Raw genomic sequence first — 21,644 nt, forward strand, 5'->3', positions numbered from 1 at the left:
GATGACATACACCCTCGATACGGCGATGATCTTCGCCGCCGGACGCGGCGAAAGGATGCGCCCGCTCACCGACACGACTCCGAAGCCCCTGCTCGCGGCCGGCGGCAAACCGCTGATCGTCTGGCAGATCGAGCGGCTCGCGGCGGCCGGCATCGAAACGATCGTGATCAACCACGCGTGGCTCGGCCAGCAGTTCGAAGCCGCGCTCGGGGACGGCTCGCGCTGGGGCGTGCGGCTCGTCTACTCCGCCGAGGACGACGCGCTCGAGACAGCGGGTGCCATCGCATACGCGCGGCCGTTGATCGAGCGCGGGCGCGGGCCGACCGTGTTCGTCGGCGTCGCAGGCGACATTTACGCGAACTTCGATTACGCGGTGCTGCGCGCGCGCGCCGCCGCGCTTGCCGCCGCACCCGAGCCGGGGATGCATCTCGTGATGGTGCCGAACCCGGCGTTCCATCCGGCGGGCGATTTCGCGCTCGCCGAAGATGGGCTGCTGTCGCTTGACGGCGAGCCGCGCGTCACGTTCGGCAGCATCGCGCTGTACGACACGCGAATGTTCGACGATCTGCCCGCCGGCACGCGCCGCGCGCTCACGCCGTATTACCGCGGCGCGATCGACGCGCGCCGTGCGACAGGTCAACTGTACGAAGGAATGTGGGAAAACGTCGGCACGCCCGCGCAGTTGGGTGCGCTCGATGCGGCGCTGTGCGCGGCGCGCTGATACGGTGTGCGGCACACGCACGCGGCGTGCCGCACACGGGCGGAAAACGGCGGCGCGCAAAGTCGGGCCTCACGGTGCAATCGCGCACGCCGCGCCGGCATTCATGCACGGTCCCGCCGCCGTTCGATCTGCCGCGCTGGGACGCCACGCGCGACGCCGGCATCATCACGCCTGCTGCGCCGCCCCCTGCTCGGCCGCGCGCTGCTGCAACGCCCACATCTGCGCATACAGCCCATGCGCGCGCAGCAACGCATCGTGCGTGCCGCGCTCGACGATGCGCCCATGATCCATCACGAGAATCTGATCGGCATGCACGACGGTCGACAGACGATGCGCGATCACGAGCGTCGTCCGATGCCGCGCGATCTGCTCCAGCTCGTGCTGGATCGCGCGCTCGGAACGCGAATCGAGCGCGGACGTCGCCTCGTCGAACACCAGGATCGGCGGGTTCTTCAGAATCGTGCGCGCGATCGCGACGCGCTGCTTCTCGCCGCCCGACAGCTTGAGCCCGCGCTCGCCGACCGGCGTGTCATAGCCTTTCGGCAAACTCTCGACGAACGCATGAAGATGAGCCGCGCGCGCTGCGGCGATCACCTCGTCGCGCGTCGCGCTCGGCCGGCCGTAGGCGATGTTGTAGTAGATCGTGTCGTTGAAGAGCACGGTGTCCTGCGGCACGATCCCGATCGATGCGCGCAGCGAATCCTGTTTCACGTCGCGGATGTCCTGCCCGTCGATCATGATCGCGCCGCCCGTCGTCCGGTCCAGATCGTAGAAGCGAAACAGCAGCCGCGCCAGCGTCGATTTGCCCGAGCCGCTATGGCCGACCACCGCGGTCGTCGTGCCGGCCGCGATCGTGAAATCGACGTCGTGCAGGATCTGCCGCGACGGATCGTAGCCGAAGTTCACATGCGCGAAACGCAGTGCCGCGCCGCGCACGTCGAGCGCCGGCGCGCCGGGCGCGTCGTCGACCTCGCGCGCGGCCGACAGCAGCCCGAACATCCGGTCCATGTCGGTCAGGCTCTGCTTCAGCTCACGATAGATGACGCCGAGGAAATTAAGCGGAATGTAGAGCTGCAGCATGAAGGTGTTGATCAATACGAGATCGCCAAGCGTGAGCTTGCCGGCAAGCACGCCCTGGGTCGCGCGCCACAGGATGAACACGAGCCCCGTGCCGATGATCGCCTGCTGCCCGAAGTTGAGCAGCGACAGCGAATGCTGCGAGCGGATCGCCGCACGGCGAAAGCGCGCGAGATTCTCGTCGTAGCGCCGCGCTTCCCATTCCTCGTTGCCGAAATACTTGACGGTCTCGTAGTTGATCAGCGAATCGATCGCACGCGCATTCGCCCGCGAATCGAGTTCGTTCATCGTGCGCCGGAAATGCGTGCGCCACTCCGTCACCTTCACCGTGAACGCGATATAAGCGACGAGCGCCGCGAGCGTCACATACGCATAGTAGGCGTCATACCGGAACGCGAAAAAGCCGAGCACGAGCCCCACTTCGACGAGCGTCGGCAGAATGCTGTACAGCGAGTAGGAAATGAGCTGCTGGATACCGCGCGTGCCGCGCTCGATGTCGCGCGACATGCCGCCCGTCTGCCGCTCCAGATGAAATCGCAGCGACAGTCCGTGCAGATGCCGGAACACCTGCAGCGCAAGCCGCCGCACCGCGCTCTCAGTGACCTTCGAAAACAGGATCTCGCGCAGCTCGGTGAACAGCGACGTCGACAGCCGCACGAGCGCATACGCGATCACGAGCAGCCCGATGCCGCCCGCGAGCACGATGCCCGCCGACTGCTCGGCGCGGCCAAGCGCGGTGAGCTGATGAACGGCCGCGAGACTGTCGACGATCCGCTTCATGACGATGGGCACGCCGAGATTGGCGAGCTTCGCGCCGATCAGGCACGCGAGCGCGAACGCAACGCGCCATTTATAAGCCGTCAGGTAAGGCAGCAGCGAGCGGATCGTCTGCCAGTCGTTGCGTGGCCCGGCGGCCGCCGGCGCGGGCTCGGAGGAAGCGGAATAACGGCGCATGGGGAATCGGCCGAACGGTGCGTCGGCGAACTTTCTCGTACAATTTCCGGATTGCCGTATTGTCGCAGAAGCCGGGATGCGCCGCTGACCGCCCATGCCGGCCCGTTTCTTACAAGATGGAAGCTTCAACCATGACCGATTCGTCCCTGCCCGAACTCCCGCAAGAACCGCCCGCGCTGCGCGTCGTGCCGCAACCGTCCGACGCCAACGTCCACGGCGACGTATTCGGCGGCTGGATCATGTCGCAGGTCGATATCGCGGGCTCGATTCCGGCAAGCCGCCGAGCGAACGGGCGGGTCGCGACGGTCGCGGTCAATTCGTTTCTGTTCAAGCAACCGGTATTCGTCGGCGACTTGCTGAGCTTCTATGCGCGTATCGTGAAGACGGGCAATACGTCGGTGACGGTGGAAGTCGAGGTGTATGCGCAGCGGCTAAGCCTCATGAGCGAGGTCGTCAAGGTCACCGAAGCAACGCTCACCTACGTCGCGACCGGCAACGACCGCCGCCCGCGCCCGCTGCCGCCCCTCGAATAAGCGCGGCCGCGCATGCGGCCCGCTTGCGCGGCGCATACGCTGCCGTCCTCGTCCGGCACGCCGCGCGCGCCACATGCATATACGGTTACGCGCCGCTGTACACCTCGCCGGAGCGGCACAGTTCGATTCATGATGCGGCGAGCCCGAATTCGCGCATCGCCGGGATAAAGTCGTGGTTGAGCTTCGGCTTGCGCGACAGCTTTGTCAGCACGTAGCGTTGAAACGGCGTGAGCGCGGACCACTGCGCGGCCGACGGCGCCGGCAGCCCGGCAAGCGCGCTTTGCGCGACGAGCGCGTCCGGCACCGCATCGGCGTTACGCCACGCCGGATGCTCTTCGGGTTGAAACCAGCTCGGCTCGACGCTCGCATGCGTGCGCAGCATCTCGAAGAGCGCGTGATCGAAATTCGGCTCGATCGCGACGTCTTCGTCGGCCGGGAAACGCGCAAGCAGCTTGCGATCCTCGATCGGCAGCCTCTGCCACTGCTCGAGCGAGATCCGCAGCCCGAAGCGATCGAGATTGAAACGCACGATCATCGGAATATAAGTCAGCCCTTGCGATGAAACGACCTCGAAATTGAACAGCAGCGGCGCGTTGCTCAGCCCCATGTTTGCCCCCATCCTGGCGATTGCCGACCCATTGTGCCCGTCTGGAGTATTTTAGAACCTCCGCGGGCGGCGAGTACCGCCGCCCGCCGATCCGTATAAGGAGCCTGCCGTGAAGCTGTCCGAAGCCGCCGAACCCAGCGGCGTCGTCGAACTGCCGGTGCGCCGCCGGCGCGGCGACGCGATCGACGCGACCTTCGATCGCGTCGGCCAGGAATGGCCCGTCGCGCTCGTCTTCAACGGCATCTCGCACGCGGTGATGATGTGCACACCGCGCGATCTCGAGGCATTCGCAGTGGGCTTCGCGCTGTCGGAAGGCATCGTCGAGCGAGGCAGCGACGTGAAGGATATCGATGTGGTGCTGCACGGCGGCGGCCCAGTCCCGCATGCCGAAGTCCAGTTGACGGTGGTCCAGAAGGCGTTCGCCGCCCTGAAGGAGCGGCGCCGCGCGCTCGCCGGCAGAACCGGCTGCGGCGTGTGCGGCATCGAGAGCATCGATCTGCTTGATCTCGCGCCGCAGCGCATGCCGGACCGCGGCTTTCTCGCGCGGGTCGCGCCGGACGCAATCGCGCGCGCCGCACGCGAGTTCCCCGCGCACCAAACGCTCACGCAGCAAACAGGCGGCCTGCACGCGGCCGCGTGGTGCGACGCGGCAGGAGCAATCCGGCACGCATTCGAGGACGTCGGCCGCCACAACGCGCTCGACAAACTGATCGGCACGCTCGCGCTCGAACGCGCGGATACGACCGACGGCTTCGTATTCCTGTCGAGCCGGGCAAGCTATGAGCTTGTGCGTAAGTCCGCACGCGTCGGCATTCCGATGGTCGCGACGATCTCCGCGCCGTCGTCGCTTGCCGTCGAAATTGCGCGCCAGGCCGGGCTGCGGCTCGTGAGCTTCTGCCGGGAAGCCGGCTATGTCGATTACGGCACCGCCGATGCATAGGAACCCGCCTCGCCGTCAAGCGGCGCGCGTGCGCAAACAGCCGCTGCATTCGCACTCAACGCACGTTGCGACACGGGTGCCGGGCATCGAGCACTGAGCGCCGGATGCCGGGCGCCGGCCACCGAGCGCTGAGCACCGAACACCGCATCGAACAGATTGCCGAACGCAAGCCGCTGCGCGACGCCAATCGCGGACAACGCGGCAAGCGCCACACGGCGATCGCGCGTGCTGCCGCATTCGCACGCCGCCGCTTCACCGCACGCACCGATCAGTCGAACTGCTGGAAATCCGGCTTACGCTTTTCGAAGAATGCGCTGATCGCTTCGCGCACTTCGGGCGAGCGCAACATCGCGCCGAAGTGCTCGGCTTCGTCCGTCATCCGCGTGGCAATGGCGGCACCTTCCGTCGCTCTGAGCAGCGCCTTCGTCACGCGCAGCGACGACGCCGGCAGCGCAACGAGCTTGGCCGCCTGCTTCGCCGCGAACGCACCGAGTTCGGCCGCCGGCAGCACGCGGTTCACGAGGCCGATGCGGTGCGCTTCGAGCGCATCGAACGGCTCGCCGAGCAAAAGCTTCTCGGCCGCCACCTGATAGCCGGAAAGACGCGGCAGCAGCAGGCTCGACGCCGCTTCCGGGCACAGCGCGAGCTGCACGAACGGCAGCGACAATTGCGCGGTATCGGCCGCGTAGACGAGATCGCAATGCAGCAGCATCGTCACGCCGATGCCGACCGCCACGCCCTCGACCGCCGCGACGATCGGCTTCTCCAGCGTACTGATCTGCCGCAGGAACTGGAACACGGGCGCGTCCTGATCCTTCGGCGGCGTCTTCATGAAATCCTCGAGATCGTTGCCGGCGGTGAAGTGGCCGTCGCTGCCGCGAATCAGGACCGCGCGCACCGATTTGTCTTCGCGCGCCGACTTGAGCGCGTCGGCCATCGTCTGATACATCGCCAACGTGATCGCATTGCGCTTCGCCGGGCGCGCGAGCGTGATCGTCAGCACACCGTCGGCGTTTTCGAGCTGGATATCCATCTGAATCGTCTCCTGGGGCCGCTTGCACAGACGCCCCGACTGTCTCGTTCAAAAAAAACGGTGCGCGAGCTGGCTGCCCGCGCACCGTCGTCATGCCATGCGAGTTCCGGTCAGAGCCGCTCGATGATGCCCGCCGCGCCCATGCCGGTGCCGACGCACATCGTCACCATCCCATACTTCAGGTTGCGACGGCGCAGGCCGTGCACGACCGTCGCAGCGCGAATCGCGCCCGTCGCGCCGAGCGGATGGCCGAGCGCGATCGCGCCGCCAAGCGGGTTCACCTTGGCCGGATCGAGGCCGAGTTCGCGGATCACGGCAAGCGATTGCGCGGCAAACGCCTCGTTCAGCTCGATCCAGTCGATATCGTCCTGTTTCAGGCCCGCGGCCTTCAGCGCGGCCGGAATCGCTTCCTTCGGACCGATGCCCATGATTTCCGGCGGCACGCCGCGCACCGCGAAGCTGACGAAGCGTGCGAGCGGCGTCAGGTTGAATTGCTTGAGCACCTTCTCCGACACGACGAGCAGCGCACCCGCGCCGTCCGACGTCTGCGAGCTGTTGCCCGCCGTTACCGAACCCTTGTTCGCGAACGTCGGGCGCAGTTTCGCGAGCGCTTCGAGCGACGTGTCCGCGCGCGGACCTTCGTCGAGCTTCAATTCGCGCGTCTTCACGACGATCTCGCCCGTTGCGAGATCCGGGAAGCGCTCGGTGATCGTGTACGGCGCGATCTCGTCGGCGAATTCGCCCGCCTGCTGCGCGGCGATTGCCCGGCGGTGCGATTCGAGCGAAAACGCATCCTGGTCCTCGCGGCTCACCTTCCACTGGTCCGCGACGCGCTCGCCCGTCAGGCCCATCCCGTAGGCAATCCCGAAGTCCTCGCTGCGATCGAAGATATGCGGCGACATCGACGGCTTGTTGCCCATCATCGGCACCATGCTCATCGATTCGGTGCCGGCCGCGAAAATCGCGTCCGATTCGCCGACGCGAATGCGGTCCGCCGCCATCGCAAGCGCGGTGACGCCCGACGCGCAGAAGCGGTTGACCGTCACGCCGCCGACCGTCTGCGGCAGGCCCGCCAGCAACGCACCCATCCGGGCGACGTTCAGGCCCTGCTCGGCCTCCGGAATCGCGCAGCCGACGATCGCGTCCTCGATCAGCTTCGTGTCGAACTCCGGCACTTGCGCCACCGCGGCCTTGATCGCGTGGACCAGCAGCTCTTCCGGGCGCGTGTTCTTGAATGCACCGCGCGGCGCCTTGCCAATCGGCGTGCGGCTTGCGGCGACGATGTATGCGTCTTGCAACTGTTTGCTCATTTCAGGCTCCTTTGCAAGGCTCAGTTAGTTCCGGACCGGCTTGCCGGTCTGCAACATGCCCATGATCCGCTCCTGCGTCTTTTGCGTGCCGAGCAGCTCGACGAACGCACGGCGTTCGAGCGCAAGCAGCCAGTCTTCGTCGACCGTGCTGCCGCCTTCGACGTCGCCGCCGCACACCGCTTCGGCAATGCGGCTCGCGATCAGGAAATCGTGATCGCTGATGAAGCGGCCATCACGCAGATTGACGAGCTGCGCCTTGATGGTCGCGATGCCCGAGCGGCCCGCGACCGGAATCGCCTTCGCCTTCAGCGGCGGACGATATCCCGCGTCGGCAAGCGCCCGCGCTTCCTTCTTCGCGATATCGAGCAGCTCGAATACATTGAAGACGATCGTGTCCGACGGCTTCAGATAGCCCATCGCGCGCGCCTCGTGCGCGGACATCGAGACCTTCGCCGTCGCCGCGTTCTCGAACGGTTTCGTGAGGAACTTCAGCAAGTCGTTGGTCGCGTTCGCCGCCGCGGCCGCTTCAGCCGCACGCACCGCCGCTTCCTTCAGGCCGCCGCCTCCCGGCACGAGACCGACGCCGACCTCGACGAGGCCGATGTAGCTCTCGACGTGCGCGACGCGCTTCGCGCTGGACAGCATCAGCTCGCAGCCGCCGCCGAGCGCCAGGCCCGACACCGCCGCGACAACCGGCACGTTCGCGTACTTGACACGCATCAGGCCATCCTGGAATTTCTTCACGAACGGCTCGATACCCTTCGCGCCGCCCATCATGAACGCGGGCATCGCCTCTTCCAGGTTCGCGCCGGCCGAGAACGGCCCGCCCGGGTTGCCCAGCTTCAACGACGACGGCTGCCAGACCACCACCGCCTTGTAATCCTTCTCGGCCAACTCGATCGCCTGCGCGAGGCCGTCGATCACGCCCGCGCCGATCGTGTTCATCTTCGTCTTGAACGACACGATCACGACATCGTCCTCTCCCGCGCGGTCATCGACCCAGATGCGCACCGAATCGTTCTCGGCGAGCGTCTTGCCGAACTTGAGCGGATCGCGGCCGGTTTCGCCCAGAAGCGGCGCACGGAATACCTGACGCTCATAGACGGGCAGCGTCGAGCGCGGCACGAAAGCCTTCGCGGCCGGCGACCACGAGCCTTCCTCCGTATGCACGCCGCCCTTCTCGGCGACCGGGCCTTCGAGCACCCATGCGGGCAGCGGCACGTTCGCAAGCGTCTTGCCGGCCGCGATGTCCTCCTGCACCCACTCGGCGATCTGCTTCCAGCCCGCAGCCTGCCAGCCTTCGAACGGACCGTCGCTCCAGCCGAAGCCCCAGCGGATCGCGAGGTCGACGTCGCGCGCATTGTCGGCGATCGATTCGAGGTGGAACGCGATGTAGTGGAACACGTCACGGAAGATCGACCACAGGAACTGCGCATGCGGATGCTGCGTCTCGCGCAGCAGCTTCAGGCGTTCGGCCGGCGGGCGCTTCAGAATGCGCGCGACGGTCTCGTCCGCCTTGGCGCCGCCGTCGACGTAGGTGCCCGTTTTCGGATCGAGCACCTTGATCGCCTTGCCTTCCTTCTTGTAGAAACCGCCGCCCGACTTCTGACCCAGCGCGCCCTGCTCGACGAGCTTCGCGAGCACGGCCGGCGTCTTGTAGACCGGGAAGAACGGATCGTCGGCGAGATTGTCCTGCATCGTCTTGATCACGTGCGCCATCGTGTCGAGGCCGACCACGTCCGCGGTGCGGAACGTCGCCGACTTCGCGCGGCCCAGACGGCTGCCCGTCAGATCGTCGACTTCGTCAAAACGCAGGCCGAACTTCTCGGCCTCGGTGATCACCGCGAGAATCGAGAAGATGCCGACGCGGTTCGCAATGAAGTTCGGCGTATCCTTCGCGCGCACCACGCCCTTGCCGACGACGCTCGTCAGGAAGGTCTCGAGCTGGTCGAGAATCTCGGGGCGCGTATGGGCGGTCGGGATCAGTTCGACCAGGTGCATGTAGCGCGGCGGGTTGAAGAAATGCACGCCGCAGAAACGCGCCTTCAACTCGTCGGCGAAACCGTCGGACAGCTTCGTGATCGACAGGCCCGACGTGTTGGTCGCGAAAATCGCGTTCGGCGCGATATGCGGCGCGACCTTCTTGTACAAATCGTGCTTCCAGTCCATCCGCTCGGCAATCGCCTCGATCACGAGATCGCATTCGGCGAGCTTCGCGATGTCGTCGTCATAGTTCGCGGGCTCGAGATATTGCGCGTCGTCCTTCACGCCGAACGGCGCCGGCGACAGCTTCTTCAAGCCCTCGATCGCCTTCAACGCGATGCCGTTCTTCGGACCTTCCTTGGCGGGCAGATCGAACAGCAGCACCGGCACGCGCGCATTGACGAGATGCGCGGCGATCTGCGCTCCCATCACGCCGGCGCCCAGCACGGCGACCTTGCGAATGTTGAATTTGCTCACAGTACTCTCTCTCCGGATTGAGCCGCGAATCGCGGGGCGGTAAGCGCCGCGTGCGGCAAATGAGTGCTACGAATTCGGTTTGTCCGGGCGGCGGCCGCCGCCCGGATCTCGTCGCATCAGAACAGTGCTTCGTCGACTTCCATCAACGTCTTCGAGCCTGCGCGGGCGAGGCGGATCGACGCGGCCGTTTCCGGCAACAGACGCGCGAAATAGAAACGCGCGGTCGCAAGCTTCGATTTGTAGAACGGATCGCCCGACGCTTCCTTGTCGAGCGCGATGCGCGCCATGCGCGCCCAGAAATACGCGAACACCAGATGGCCGACGGTGCGCAGGTACGGCACGGCCGCCGCGCCGACTTCATCCGGGTTCTGCATCGCCTTCATGCCGATTTCCATCGTCAGCTTCTGCACCTTCTCGCCGATGTCGGCCAGCGGCGTGATGAATTCGGACATCTCCGGCTTCACGCCTTCGGCCTCGACGAACTCGGTGACGATCTTGCCGAACTTCTTGAGCTTCGCGCCCATGTCGCCGAGCACCTTGCGCCCGAGCAGGTCGAGCGCCTGAACCGAGTTCGTGCCTTCATAGATCATGTTGATCCGCGCGTCGCGCACGTACTGCTCCATTCCCCATTCGGAAATGAAGCCGTGGCCGCCGAACACCTGCATCGCGTGGTTCGTGCATTCGAACGCGTTGTCGGTCAGGAACGCCTTGATGACCGGCGTGAGCAGCGCGACGAGATCGTCCGCATCCTTTCTCACCGCTTCGTCCGAATGCGACAGGTATTTGTCGATCTGCAGAGCCGACCAGTAAGTGAACGCGCGCGCGCCTTCCGCGTAGGCCTTCTGCGTGAGCAGCATGCGGCGCACGTCCGGATGAACGATGATCGGATCGGCCGGCTTGTCCGGCGCCTTCGGGCCCGTCAGCGAACGCATCTGCAGCCGCTCCTTCGCATAGGCGAGCGAATTCTGATACGCGACTTCGGTAAGGCCCAGGCCCTGCATCCCGACGCCCAGACGCGCGGCGTTCATCATCACGAACATCGCGTTCAAGCCCTTGTTCGGCTCGCCGACCAGCCAGCCCTTCGCGTTGTCGAGGTTCATCACGCAGGTCGAATTGCCGTGAATGCCCATCTTGTGCTCGATCGAACCGCACTTGATGCCATTGCGCTCGCCCGGCTCGCCCGACGCATCGGGGATGAACTTCGGCACGATGAACAGCGAAATGCCCTTCGTGCCCTTGGGCGCGTCCGGCAGGCGCGCGAGCACGAGGTGGACGATGTTCGACGACATGTCGTGCTCGCCGCTCGAAATGAAGATCTTGGTGCCGGAGATCGCATACGAGCCGTCGCTGTTCGGCTCGGCCTTCGTGCGCAGGATACCGAGATCGGTGCCGCAGTGCGGCTCGGTCAGACACATCGTCCCGGTCCATTCGCCGGAAACGAGCTTCGGCAGATATTGCTTCTGCAACTCGGGCGCGCCGTGCGCGTGCAGGCACTCGTAAGCGCCGTGCGACAGGCCCGGATACATCGTCCATGCCTGGTTCGCCGAGTTCAGCATTTCATACAGCGCGTTGTTGACGAACGCTGGCAGCCCCTGGCCGCCGTAGTCCGGATCGCAGCCGAGTGCCGGCCAGCCGGCCTCGACGTACTGCTGATACGCTTGCTTGAAACCCGTCGGCGTCGTCACGACGCCATCGCCGGCATAGGTGCAGCCTTCGCGATCGCCAACCTGGTTGAGCGGATAAATCACTTCCGAGCAGAACTTGCCCGCCTCCTCGAGCACTTGGTTGATCGTGTCGGCGTCGAGATCCGCGTGCTTCGGCATCTGCTTGACCTCGGCTTCGACATTCAGAAGCTCGTGCAACACGAATTGCATGTCGCGCAACGGCGCGGCGTACTGTCCCATGACTCTCTCTCCAAGAATGGCAATCGGCTCAAGCTCCCGGCGGACTCACTGATGACCGCTAACGGCTCTCGCTCTGGTACGAAACAATCGTCTTTTCAAGCGCGGCCCACGTGAGGCTCACGGCGCCCGGCAGATGCAGGAAACGGGCGTCGTGGTGCAGACCGAGCGTGAAACTGTACAACTCGAACAGCATCAGGTCCGGATCGGTATCCGGGCGCAGATGCCCCTCTTCCTTCGCCTGCGAAATCGCTCGCAGCAACGCGGTGCGCCAGGTCCGCACGCTCGCGAACAGTTGTTCGCGCACGGGGCTGTCCGGACGATCGTCGTACTCGACAGCCCCGCTGATGTAGATGCATCCCGTCGTCACCTCCTGGATGCGCTTCTCCATCCAGCGAGCCAGCATCGCACGCAAGCGCGGCAGACCGCGCGGCTCGCGCAGGCTCGGGAAGAACACCTCCTCCTCGAAGCGGCGGTGATACTCGCGCACGACCTCGACCTGCAAATCGTCGCGCGACCCGAAGTGCGCAAACACACCGCTCTTGCTCATTTGCATCCGTTCGGCCAACATGCCGATCGTCAGGCCTTCGAGCCCGTCACGGCTCGCCAAGTCCAACGCTGCATCGAGGATTGCGGCACGCGTCTGTTCGCCTTTTCGCATAGCTTTTTAGTAACCGTTCCTATTGGCTGAATAAAATCGAACGGCCGTACTATTATTGAGTGCGGCCGCTGGCGAAACAAGGAAATTATTAGAAATCGGTTTCTAACCGGCCCGTCGTTTCACAAAGCCCGTTCACCGATGAGCGGGACCCCGCGGGAATCCCGGCACGCGCACGCAATTAAGCGGGCGCTTAGTCGTAGCCGCCGACCGTGAGCAGCTTCATCGCGCCACGATACACGGTATAGGCAAACCAATTGACGAACCGTTCGACCGCCGGCCGCACCGCATAGCGTGCCGGATCGATCGCGCGGCCGTCGGCGAATGCGTCGGCGATCGCATTGCGCAGCGCGGCAATTTCGTCACGATGTCTGACGAGCACAACGTTCGCCTCATTGTTCAACATCAGGCTCAGCGCGTCGAGGTTGGACGAGCCGACCGTCGCCCAGTGATCGTCGATCACCGCGACCTTGCCGTGCAACATCGTCTTGTCGTATTCGGCCACGTGCACGCCCGCGCGCAGCAATGCATGATAGAGGAACGGCACCGCCATATCGAGCGACGCGAACTCGTTGCGTCCGATCAGAATCCGCACGTCGACGCCACGGCGCGCGGCGCCGGTCAGCGCGCGCCGCAGCTTTCTGCCCGGCATGAAATACGGATTCGCGAGCAGAATCGCCTGCCGCGCGCGGCCGATCGCCGCGAGATACGCCTTTTCGATCGCGCGACGGTTCAGCACGTTGTCGCGCGCGACGAACGCGACGCTCGGCTCGGTCACGACGCGCAACGCACCCGCCTTCACCCAGCGGTGGCTGCGCATCCAGCGGCGAAAGCGCGCGGCAAACGCGGCGCGGTCGGCATGACTGCCCGGCAAAAGATCGTCCGCATAGCGCTTGTGCCCGACGGCGATCCGATACCACTGAACTTCGAACGCGGCGCGCACGTCGGCAACGACAGGCCCTTGCAGTTCCAGCGCGAAATCCCAGCGCGGAAACGGCAGCCGCGTGCCGTTCTGGTCGTAGTCGTCGACGATGTTGATGCCGCCGCAGAACGCATGGGCATCGTCGATGAACGCGAGCTTGCGATGGGTGCGCGAGAAGCCGAAACGGCCGAACAGATAAGGATTGTAGATCCGGTGCTCGATGCCCGCCGACGCCCACTCGCCAAACAGCGGCAGCCGCGCCGTGCCGATGCCGTCGGTGATCACCCGCACGCGCACGCCGCGCTGCGCCGCGCGCAACAGCGCATCGGAGACCGCGCGTCCCACCGGGTCGTCGCAGAATATGTAGGTTTCGAGCGCGACCTCGCTGCGCGCCGCGTCGATCCGTGCGATCAGCGCGGGAAAGAATGCTTCGCCGCCCTGGCAAAGCCGCACCGTATTGCCGGACGTGAACGCGAGCCGCGACGCGGAACCGCGCTGTCGCGCGAACATCCGCCGCCACTGCGCGAGCCGGCGCCGCGCGCGCGCGCTCATGCGGCGCGTGCGCCGATGCGCTGCGGCAATTGCAGGATCGCTTCGGCGTTCGACGGCGAATAGCAGCGTGCGGCGGCTTCGCGGTAAGGCAGCCACAGGTAGTCGGTGTGTTCGCGCGGCGACAACGTCACGTCGATGCGCGCCGGCACCTCGAGGCTGAACCAATGCTCGGTGTTGCGCGTGACGCCAGGGGCGTAGCGGTGCAGGTAATGCGGGTAGATCGTGTATTCGATCTGGTGCCGCCAATCGACGAGCGCGTCGGCCGGCACGCCCGCGCTGCCGACGACGATACCCGTCTCCTCGGCGACTTCGCGCGCGGCGGTCAAAGCGAGCGGCTCATCCAGCGTGTCCTTCGATCCTGTCACGGATTGCCAGAAATCGGGCTGATCGGCACGCTTGATGATGAGCACGTCGAGCGCGCGCGTGTGGATCACGACGAGAACGGATTCGGGAATTTTCGGCGGTTTCGTCATCAGGATGTTATCGGCGCCCGCCCGCTCGATGCGGCGGATGACGCAGCGCCGTCAAGAAGCCATGACGCCGACTGTACCGCAAAATGACGACGAAAAAACACAAAGGGCGCATCTGCGCCCTTTGTATGTGGTCCGGCCTGCATTGCCGGAGCGGTTCGTTCGATCGGCCCGCCAACGTGGCCGGCCCGCCGCATGCGCCGACGCGCAAACGCGGGCCCGAGCCGTCTCGCGACGGCGGCTACACGCTCACGCCTTCGGCTGTTCCGGCTGACGCAAGCGAATATGCAGCTCGCGCAACTGGCGCTCGTCGACGGGGCTCGGCGCTTGCGTGAGCAGACACTGCGCGCGCTGCGTCTTCGGGAACGCGATCACGTCGCGGATCGAATCGGCGCCGGCCATCATCGTGACGATCCGGTCGAGGCCGAACGCGATCCCGCCATGCGGCGGCGCGCCGTATTGCAACGCGTCGAGCAGGAAGCCGAACTTGGCCTGCGCTTCTTCCGGGCCGATCTTCAGCGCGCGGAACACCTTGCTCTGCACTTCCTCGCGGTGGATACGCACCGAGCCGCCGCCGATTTCCCAGCCGTTGAGCACCATGTCGTAAGCCTTCGCGAGACAACGGCCCGGATCGGTCTCGAGATATTCGAGATGCTCGTCCTTCGGGCTCGTGAACGGATGATGGGCGGCCACGTAGCGCGCTTCCTCGTCATCGTATTCGAACATCGGAAAATCGATCACCCACAGCGGCTTCCAGCCAGCCTCGACGAGGCCGTTGGCCTTGCCGAACTCCGAATGGCCGATCTTCAGGCGCAGCGCGCCGAGGCTGTCGTTGACGACCTTCGCGCGGTCGGCCGCGAAGAAGATGATGTCGCCGTCTTCAGCGCCCGTGCGCTCGAGGATCGCGGCGATCGACGCATCGTGCAGGTTCTTCACGATCGGGCTTTGCAGGCCGTCGCGGCCCTTCGCGCGCTCGTTGACCTTGATCCACGCAAGCCCCTTCGCGCCGTAAATGCGCACGAACTCCGTGTAGCCGTCGATATCGCCACGCGACAGCTCGCCGCCCTTCGGCACGCGCAACGCCGCGACACGGCCGTCCTTCGCGTTGGCCGGCGTGCTGAACACCTTGAAGTCGACGTCCTTCATCGCATCGGTCAGCTCGGTGAATTCGAGCTTCACGCGCAGGTCCGGCTTATCCGAGCCGAAACGCGCCATCGCTTCCGAGTACGGCATCACCGGGAATTTCGCGTCGAGTTCGACGTCGATCGTCGTCTTGAAGATGTGACGGATCATGTCCTCGAACAGATCGCGGATTTCCTGCTCGCCGAGGAACGACGTCTCGCAGTCGATCTGCGTGAATTCCGGCTGACGGTCGGCGCGCAGATCCTCGTCACGGAAGCACTTCGTGATCTGGTAGTAGCGGTCGAAGTTCGCGACCATCAGCAATTGCTTGAAGAGCTGCGGCGACTGCGGCAACGCGAAGAACTGGCCCGCATTCACCCGCGACGGCACCAGGTAGTCACGCGCGCCTTCCGGCGTGCTCTTCGTCAACATCGGCGTTTCGATGTCGATGAAGCCCTGCTCGTCGAGATACTTGCGCGCCTCGATCGCGACGCGATAGCGCAACCGCAGGTTATGCTGCATCTGCGGACGGCGCAGGTCGAGCACGCGATGGGTAAGGCGCGTGGTCTCCGACAGGTTGTCGTCGTCGAGTTGGAACGGCGGCGTGACCGACGCGTTCAGCACGGTAAGCTCGTGGCACAGCACCTCGATCTTGCCGCTCTTCAGGCCCGCGTTGATCGTGCCTTCCGGCCGGCCGCGCACGAGGCCCTTGACCTGGATGCAGAACTCGTTGCGCACGCCCTCGGCGGTCGCGAACATCTCCGCGCGATCCGGATCGCACACCACCTGCACGAGACCTTCGCGATCGCGCAAGTCGATGAAGATCACGCCGCCGTGGTCGCGGCGGCGGTGGACCCAGCCGCACAGCGACACCGTCTGGCCCATCAGGTGTTCGGTCACGAGACCGCAGTATTCAGTTCGCATCGACATGATGTTTGCTTTCTTTCGTAGTGATCAACGGGAAGAGCCGCACTCTCTCCCGGGTATTACATCGGCGGCTCGACGGGACGGCGCGCGGGCGCGGGCGCGGGCGCGGCAACCGGTGTGGCAGGCGCGACGACGCCCATCGAGACGATGTACTTGAGCGCGGCGTCGACCGACATATCGAGCTCGACGACCTCGCTTTTCGGCACCATCAGGAAGAAGCCGGACGTCGGGTTCGGCGTCGTCGGCACGTACACGCTCACGTACTCTTTCTTCAGATGATTGACCACGTCGCCGCCCGGCGTGCCGGTCAGAAACGCGATCGTATAAGAGCCGCGGCGCGGGTACTCGATCAGCAGCGCCTTGCGGAACGCATTGCCGCTGGAGGACAGCAGCGTGTCGGACACCTGCTTGACGCTCGTATAGATCGGCCCGACGACCGGAATGTGGCGCACCACCGCATTCCACCAGGTAACGAGCTTCTGGCCGACGAAATTCTGCGTCGCGAGCCCGACGATGAAGATGAACGCGAGCGTCAGTACGGCCCCGATCCCCGGCAGCCGGAAGCCGAGCAGCCGCTCCGGCTGCCACGATTGCGGCAGCAGCAGCAGGGTCTGATCCATCGTGCCGATGATGAGTCCGAGCACCCACAGCGTGATCGCGAGCGGCACGAGAACGAGAAGTCCGGTCAGGAACACCGATTTGAGGGTCGTCTTTTTCATCGTCTGACGTCGAAAGATCGCGCCGGGGCGTCAAGCGCGGAACGCGCCGCCGACACGGGCGGCGCGACGATCAACTGCTGCTCGCGGGCGCGGCGGCCGGCGCAGGCGTGCTGGCCGCGCCCGCACTGCCTGCCGAGCTGTCGGCCGACGCCGGCTTCTCGCCGCCCGCGTTCGCGTTGCCGCCGGATTGTCCGGCGGCCGTCTCGCCGGCCGCCGCAGCGGCGCCCTGCGCCTGATTCGCCTGGTTCGAACCGCCCGAGCCGCCGCGGAAATCGGTCACGTACCAGCCGGAGCCCTTCAGTTGGAACCCCGCCGCCGTGACCTGTTTACGAAATGTATCCTTCCCGCACTCCGGGCACTGCGACAACGGCGCGTCGCTCATCTTCTGAAGCACATCCTTCGCGTACCCGCAGGCTTCGCAACGATAGGCGTAGATCGGCATGGCATCTTCCCGCAGAAAAACCGGTATGAAAAGCTTGCAAAGCTCCGAATTATAGCCGAACGCGCAATGCTGCCGCCGGCATGCGCGGGGGCGAACCGCGGCTAGGTCCGGCGCCAGGTAAGCCAGCGCTCGCGGCCGCCGAAAACCGGCAGCGACTCGTCAACCGGGGCGTCGTCGATCAGTTCGAACGACGGCGCGAGAAGCGCGTCGATCTGCGCGCGCTCGATGCCGAACGGCGGCCCGCCCGGCGTCGCGCCCAGCAGGAAGAAACCGGCCAGCAACCCGCCCGCCGGCAGCAGCGCCGCGACCCGGCGCGCGTAATCCGGCCAGAGCGCCTTGGGTATCGCGCAGAGGAACGCGCGCTCGTAGATCCACTGTGGCGCGAGCGGCGGCTCGTATGTGAAGAAATCCGCCAGCTCGACCACGCCGGCATGCTCGCCGAGCTGCCGGCGCGCGGCGTCGACCGCTTGTGCGGAGAAATCGATCGCACGCACAGGCCAACCCGCCTGCGCGAGCCAATGCGCCTCATATGCACTGCCGCAGCCGGGAATCAACACCGGGCACGGCGCGAGCTTCGACGCGAATGCGGCGAACGCATCCGGCACCTTCGCGAGATCCCACGGCGTCACGCTGTGCTCGTAGCGCTCGTCCCAGAATGCGGCGTCGGCGGGATTGCGCGTCGTCAAATTCGCCGCTGCCGAATTCGTCTGCGCCGAGTCGAGCGCGCGCCGCCCATCCGCGTGGTCCGTCTTCGTTTTCTCACTCATCGCTTGACCGGCCTTTCCCGGATTTGCCTACGTCAGCGGCGCTCGCCTACGAAACGAAACGCCGGTGGCGTTCGTCGTGCGCGAGCGCTGCCCACACGCTGACGCGCCCCGGCGCCAGCGCCCGCGCCGTCAGGTCGCCGATGCCAGCACGATCAGCACGCGCGCGATCACCGCGCCCGCGCCGACTGCGAGCCCGAACACGAGCAAAGCCTGCAGCAGCCGGTTGGTTCGCTTCTGTTCGACGAGAATCTGCCGGATCAGCTCGTCGCTCGCCGCGCGCGGCGCATCGTGCTGCGCGGCGAGCGCGTTGTGAACGAGGCGCGGCAACTGCGGCAGCGTCTTGCTCCATTGCGGCGCCTCGACCTTGAAGCGCTCGTACCAGCCACGCAGCCCGATCTGCTCGGTCATCCAGCGCTCGAGATACGGCTTGGCCGTCTTCCACAGATCGAGATCCGGATCGAGCGAGCGGCCGAGCCCCTCGACGTTCAGCATCGTCTTCTGCAACAGCACCAATTGCGGCTGGATCTCCACGTTGAAGCGGCGCGACGTCGAAAAAAGCCGCATCAGCACCTGGCCGAGCGAAATGTCCTTCAGCGCGCGGTCGAAGTATGGCTCGCACACCGCGCGAATCGCGCTCTCCAGCTCCTCGACGCGCGTATCGGCCGGCACCCAGCCCGATTCGAGGTGCAGCGTCGCGACGCGGTGGTAGTCGCGCTTGAAAAACGCCAGGAAATTCTGCGCGAGATAGTTCTTGTCGAAATCGGACAGCGCGCCGACGATCCCGAAATCCAGCGCGACGTAGCGGCCGAAGTGCTTCGAATCGAGGCTCACCCGGATGTTGCCCGGATGCATGTCCGCATGGAAGAAACCATCGCGGAACACCTGCGTGAAGAAAATTTCCACGCCCTCGCGCGCGAGCTTCTTGATGTCGACACCGGCGTTGCGCAGCGTATCGATCTGGCCGATCGGCACGCCCTCCATGCGCTCCATCACGAGCACGTTCGAGGTCGAGTAGTCCCAGAACATCTCCGGCACGAGCAGCAGGTCCAGCCCCGCGAAATTGCGGCGCAACTGACTGCCGTTGGCCGCCTCGCGCATCAGGTCGAGTTCGTCATGCAGATACTTGTCGAACTCGGCCACCACCTCGCGCGGCTTCAGCCGCCGGCCGTCGGCCCACAGCCGCTCGGCCCAGGTCGCGATGTCGCGCAACAGCGCGAGATCGGAATCGATGACGGGCAGCATGTTCGGCCGCAACACCTTGATCGCGACCGCCCTGCCCGCATGCACGCCCTGCTTGAGCTTCGCGAAATGCACCTGCGCGATCGACGCGCTCGCAACCGGCTCACGCTCGAACTCGTCGAACAGTTCGTCGATGCGCGCGCCTAGCGCCTTCTCGATGAGCGCAATCGCCACCGCCGAATCGAACGGCGGCACCTGATCCTGCAGCTTCGTCAACTCGTTCGCGAAATCGACGGGCAGCAGATCGCGCCGCGTCGACAGCACCTGGCCGAATTTCACGAAAATCGGCCCGAGGCTTTCGAGCGCGCGGCGCAGCCGCACCGCCGGCGGATCGGAAAAACGCCGGCCGATCGTCATGATGCGCAGCAGAAGCTTCACGCGCCGGCTCTGGATGCCGGACAGCATCACCTCGTCGAGGCCAAACCGCGCGACGGTATAGAGAATCTTGATGAAACGGAAAATGCGCATGCCCTGCGGCCCTCATTGCGCGCGTCGCGGGCTACCGCCCGCGCGCGCGTCGATTTTTTGCTCCAGCCGTTCGATCCGCTTGTCGACGCGCGCGAGCGCATCGCGGGCACGCGCGAGCTCGGCGTCGAAATCGGCAAGCGCGCGCTTGCGCACTACCTGCGGGTTTTCGTCGAGCCAATATTCGGCGATCGAATCGAGCACGTTACGGCCGGCCCGGCGCGCATGGCCGCCCGCCGAGCGCACGGATGCCGCGATCCGGTGCGCGGCGGCATCGCCGACGAATCTCGCCAAATCCTCCTCCGGCTCCCAGCGCAAATGCTCGGCGAGTTTCGCGATCTGCGTCGCGAACTCAGCGTCCCCGTCGATCTTCACATGCTTCATCATCGCCGCCTGGCCGCCCGTCAAAAACGCGCCGAGCGCGTCCCATGAGCCGCCGCCCGCATGGCCGGCAAGCGCGATCGACACATCGACATGGCCCGCGTCGGGCTCGTCGAGCGCGGCGAGATAGCCGTCCGGCTGCACGAGCAGCACGAGGACAACGGGTGAAACGTCAAGCCGGGCGGTCTTGCCGGCATAGGGAATCAGGCGTTCGCGCGCCCAGGTCTCACGGGCGAGCAAATGATTGACGGCGGCTGCAAAAGGCTTGGCGGCTAAAGTCATCTGGTTGGCAAAGAAAAGCCCGCGCAGGCAAGGCGCCTGCGCGGGCTTCTATTGTAACGTCGGTTCGGGCGGGGCCTCGCATGGCGCGACGCGCCGGCTGACGTCGATCAGTGCTCGGTTACCTGCTGAATACCCGCCAGCAGCCAACCGGCGCTGCCCGATTTGGACAGGTTCCACACTTCGTTGAACGGCTCGGCCGGCGCGCCCGCCGCTTCGCGGATCAGACCATGGAAGCGCACGCTCGCGACGTGCTCGCTGCCACGATCCTCGACCGACAGCAACTCGGCGTCGAGCCGCACGACGTCGGTCTGGTTCGCGGCGGCACCGCGCCCGTCGAGGTCGATCTTCACTTCGGCGAACATCTCGGGCGTCGTGAATTCGCGGATGTCGGCCAGATTGCCCTCATCCCACGCGGCCTGCAGACGCACAAAGTAAACCTTCGCGTTGCGCAGGAACGTCTCGGTGTCGAAACCGGCCGGCACCGACGGCGCGACGGCCGCGGCAACCCCGCCGCCGAACACGCGCTGCGCTTCGCCTGCGTAGGCGCTGCCGGTGCTGGTCGATGCGCTGGTCGATGCGCCCGCCGACGCACTGCCGAATGCGCCGCCGAACGCGCCATTCGACGCACCCGAACGCGCATCGGCCGCGTCATAGCCGCCGCGGTTCAGCGACGAAGGCTGACCGCCCGCATACGCCGGCTGCTGGGCGGCGCGCCGGCCCGCCAGTTTGCGGAACAACCAAATGCCGACCATCGCGAGCAGCGCGATCACGATGACGTTCGCCATCATGCTCGCGAACGCGCCGCCCAGCCCGAAATGCGATAGCAGCGCGGCAATGCCAAGGCCGGCCGCCAAACCGGCGATCGGCCCAAGCCAACGCGACCGATTGGGTTGAGCCGCCGGCGCGGGCTGCGCACGCGGCGGCTGAGCCGGCGCCGCCTGCTGCATCGGCTGCTGCTGCGCGGGCGGCGTCGCCTGCCGCTGTTGCAACGACTGCGACTGACGGCCGATGCTGCGGCCGCCGCCCATGCGCTTGGCTTCGGCATCGAGCGACGCGAACGTGCCGGCTGCGAGGAGGCCGACCATCACGAACGTGCCGATGCGTCGCGCCCACGACTTCGGCTGCCTGCTTCGGTTGAACGACGGACGGGTTTCGGACATGC

General features: G+C 65.7%; 20 protein-coding genes. 3 read left to right on the plus strand and 17 right to left on the minus strand.

Annotated elements, in window-relative coordinates:
* The first annotated feature begins 1 nt into the window (after nt 1).
* Nucleotides 2–721, plus strand: coding sequence for an N-acetylmuramate alpha-1-phosphate uridylyltransferase MurU (murU, locus tag AQ611_RS15160; RefSeq protein WP_069234968.1), 720 nt, complete (start codon nt 2–4; stop codon nt 719–721).
* Nucleotides 722–886: 165 nt separating this feature from the next.
* On the opposite strand, the gene AQ611_RS15165 is transcribed toward murU, so the two are convergent.
* Complete coding sequence (locus AQ611_RS15165; RefSeq protein WP_059519585.1) at nt 887–2,752, minus strand: ABCB family ABC transporter ATP-binding protein/permease; 1,866 nt, start codon at nt 2,750–2,752, stop codon at nt 887–889.
* Between the two features lie 131 nt (nt 2,753–2,883).
* Here AQ611_RS15165 and AQ611_RS15170 point away from each other — a divergent pair, with 131 nt between their 5' ends.
* Nucleotides 2,884–3,285: an acyl-CoA thioesterase gene (locus tag AQ611_RS15170; RefSeq protein ID WP_059519583.1), complete on the plus strand. Its 402-nt coding sequence runs from the start codon at nt 2,884–2,886 to the stop codon at nt 3,283–3,285.
* A 127-nt stretch (nt 3,286–3,412) separates the two neighbouring features.
* Here the strand turns inward: AQ611_RS15170 and AQ611_RS15175 are convergent, their stop codons facing one another.
* Entirely contained in the window at nt 3,413–3,892 is a 480-nt protein-coding gene (locus tag AQ611_RS15175; protein WP_069234969.1) for a nitrate reductase associated protein, read from the minus strand.
* Nucleotides 3,893–4,001: 109 nt separating this feature from the next.
* On the opposite strand from AQ611_RS15175, the gene fdhD reads away from it, so the two are divergent.
* Nucleotides 4,002–4,832: a formate dehydrogenase accessory sulfurtransferase FdhD gene (fdhD, locus tag AQ611_RS15180; protein WP_069234970.1), complete on the plus strand. Its 831-nt coding sequence runs from the start codon at nt 4,002–4,004 to the stop codon at nt 4,830–4,832.
* Here fdhD and AQ611_RS15185 read toward each other — a convergent pair.
* The 15 genes from AQ611_RS15185 to AQ611_RS15255 form a co-directional block, all read right to left on the minus strand.
* Nucleotides 4,811–5,029, minus strand: a complete 219-nt coding sequence (locus tag AQ611_RS15185; RefSeq protein ID WP_146011831.1) for a hypothetical protein — start codon at nt 5,027–5,029, stop codon at nt 4,811–4,813. The genes fdhD and AQ611_RS15185 overlap by 22 nt on opposite strands.
* A gap of 71 nt (nt 5,030–5,100) precedes the next feature.
* Entirely contained in the window at nt 5,101–5,865 is a 765-nt protein-coding gene (locus AQ611_RS15190) for an enoyl-CoA hydratase (RefSeq protein ID WP_069234972.1), read from the minus strand.
* Between the two features lie 110 nt (nt 5,866–5,975).
* Nucleotides 5,976–7,175: an acetyl-CoA C-acyltransferase gene (locus AQ611_RS15195; RefSeq protein ID WP_059519573.1), complete on the minus strand. Its 1,200-nt coding sequence runs from the start codon at nt 7,173–7,175 to the stop codon at nt 5,976–5,978.
* A gap of 24 nt (nt 7,176–7,199) precedes the next feature.
* The gene (locus AQ611_RS15200; RefSeq protein ID WP_059519571.1) at nt 7,200–9,635 is read right to left on the minus strand and encodes a 3-hydroxyacyl-CoA dehydrogenase/enoyl-CoA hydratase family protein; all 2,436 of its coding nucleotides are present in this window, start codon (nt 9,633–9,635) and stop codon (nt 7,200–7,202) included.
* A gap of 116 nt (nt 9,636–9,751) precedes the next feature.
* Entirely contained in the window at nt 9,752–11,539 is a 1,788-nt protein-coding gene (locus AQ611_RS15205; RefSeq protein WP_069234973.1) for an acyl-CoA dehydrogenase C-terminal domain-containing protein, read from the minus strand.
* A gap of 58 nt (nt 11,540–11,597) precedes the next feature.
* Complete coding sequence (locus AQ611_RS15210) at nt 11,598–12,197, minus strand: TetR/AcrR family transcriptional regulator (protein WP_059519567.1); 600 nt, start codon at nt 12,195–12,197, stop codon at nt 11,598–11,600.
* 190 nt (nt 12,198–12,387) lie between these two features.
* Complete coding sequence (gene clsB, locus AQ611_RS15215) at nt 12,388–13,668, minus strand: cardiolipin synthase ClsB (protein WP_069234974.1); 1,281 nt, start codon at nt 13,666–13,668, stop codon at nt 12,388–12,390.
* Nucleotides 13,665–14,141, minus strand: a complete 477-nt coding sequence (gene nudB, locus AQ611_RS15220) for a dihydroneopterin triphosphate diphosphatase (RefSeq protein ID WP_069234975.1) — start codon at nt 14,139–14,141, stop codon at nt 13,665–13,667. Before nudB ends, clsB begins: the two co-directional genes overlap by 4 nt.
* 246 nt (nt 14,142–14,387) lie before the next feature.
* Nucleotides 14,388–16,190, minus strand: a complete 1,803-nt coding sequence (gene aspS, locus AQ611_RS15225; protein WP_059519561.1) for an aspartate--tRNA ligase — start codon at nt 16,188–16,190, stop codon at nt 14,388–14,390.
* Between the two features lie 56 nt (nt 16,191–16,246).
* Nucleotides 16,247–16,906 (minus strand): DUF502 domain-containing protein, encoded by a 660-nt coding sequence (locus AQ611_RS15230; protein WP_069234976.1) that lies wholly within the window; start codon nt 16,904–16,906, stop codon nt 16,247–16,249.
* Nucleotides 16,907–16,976: 70 nt separating this feature from the next.
* Nucleotides 16,977–17,348: an FmdB family zinc ribbon protein gene (locus AQ611_RS15235; protein ID WP_069234977.1), complete on the minus strand. Its 372-nt coding sequence runs from the start codon at nt 17,346–17,348 to the stop codon at nt 16,977–16,979.
* A gap of 101 nt (nt 17,349–17,449) precedes the next feature.
* On the minus strand, nt 17,450–18,115 hold the full coding sequence (locus AQ611_RS15240; protein WP_069234978.1) for a class I SAM-dependent methyltransferase: 666 nt from the start codon (nt 18,113–18,115) through the stop codon (nt 17,450–17,452).
* A 129-nt stretch (nt 18,116–18,244) separates the two neighbouring features.
* The gene (ubiB, locus tag AQ611_RS15245) at nt 18,245–19,822 is read right to left on the minus strand and encodes a ubiquinone biosynthesis regulatory protein kinase UbiB (protein ID WP_059519553.1); all 1,578 of its coding nucleotides are present in this window, start codon (nt 19,820–19,822) and stop codon (nt 18,245–18,247) included.
* Between the two features lie 12 nt (nt 19,823–19,834).
* Nucleotides 19,835–20,482 (minus strand): ubiquinone biosynthesis accessory factor UbiJ, encoded by a 648-nt coding sequence (locus AQ611_RS15250; RefSeq protein ID WP_059519551.1) that lies wholly within the window; start codon nt 20,480–20,482, stop codon nt 19,835–19,837.
* Nucleotides 20,483–20,589: 107 nt separating this feature from the next.
* Nucleotides 20,590–21,642 (minus strand): Tim44 domain-containing protein, encoded by a 1,053-nt coding sequence (locus tag AQ611_RS15255; protein ID WP_069234979.1) that lies wholly within the window; start codon nt 21,640–21,642, stop codon nt 20,590–20,592.
* Between the last annotated feature and the right edge of the window lie 2 nt (nt 21,643–21,644).

The organism is Burkholderia singularis, assembly GCF_001718875.1.
In the GTDB taxonomy this organism is placed as follows: domain Bacteria; phylum Pseudomonadota; class Gammaproteobacteria; order Burkholderiales; family Burkholderiaceae; genus Burkholderia; species Burkholderia singularis.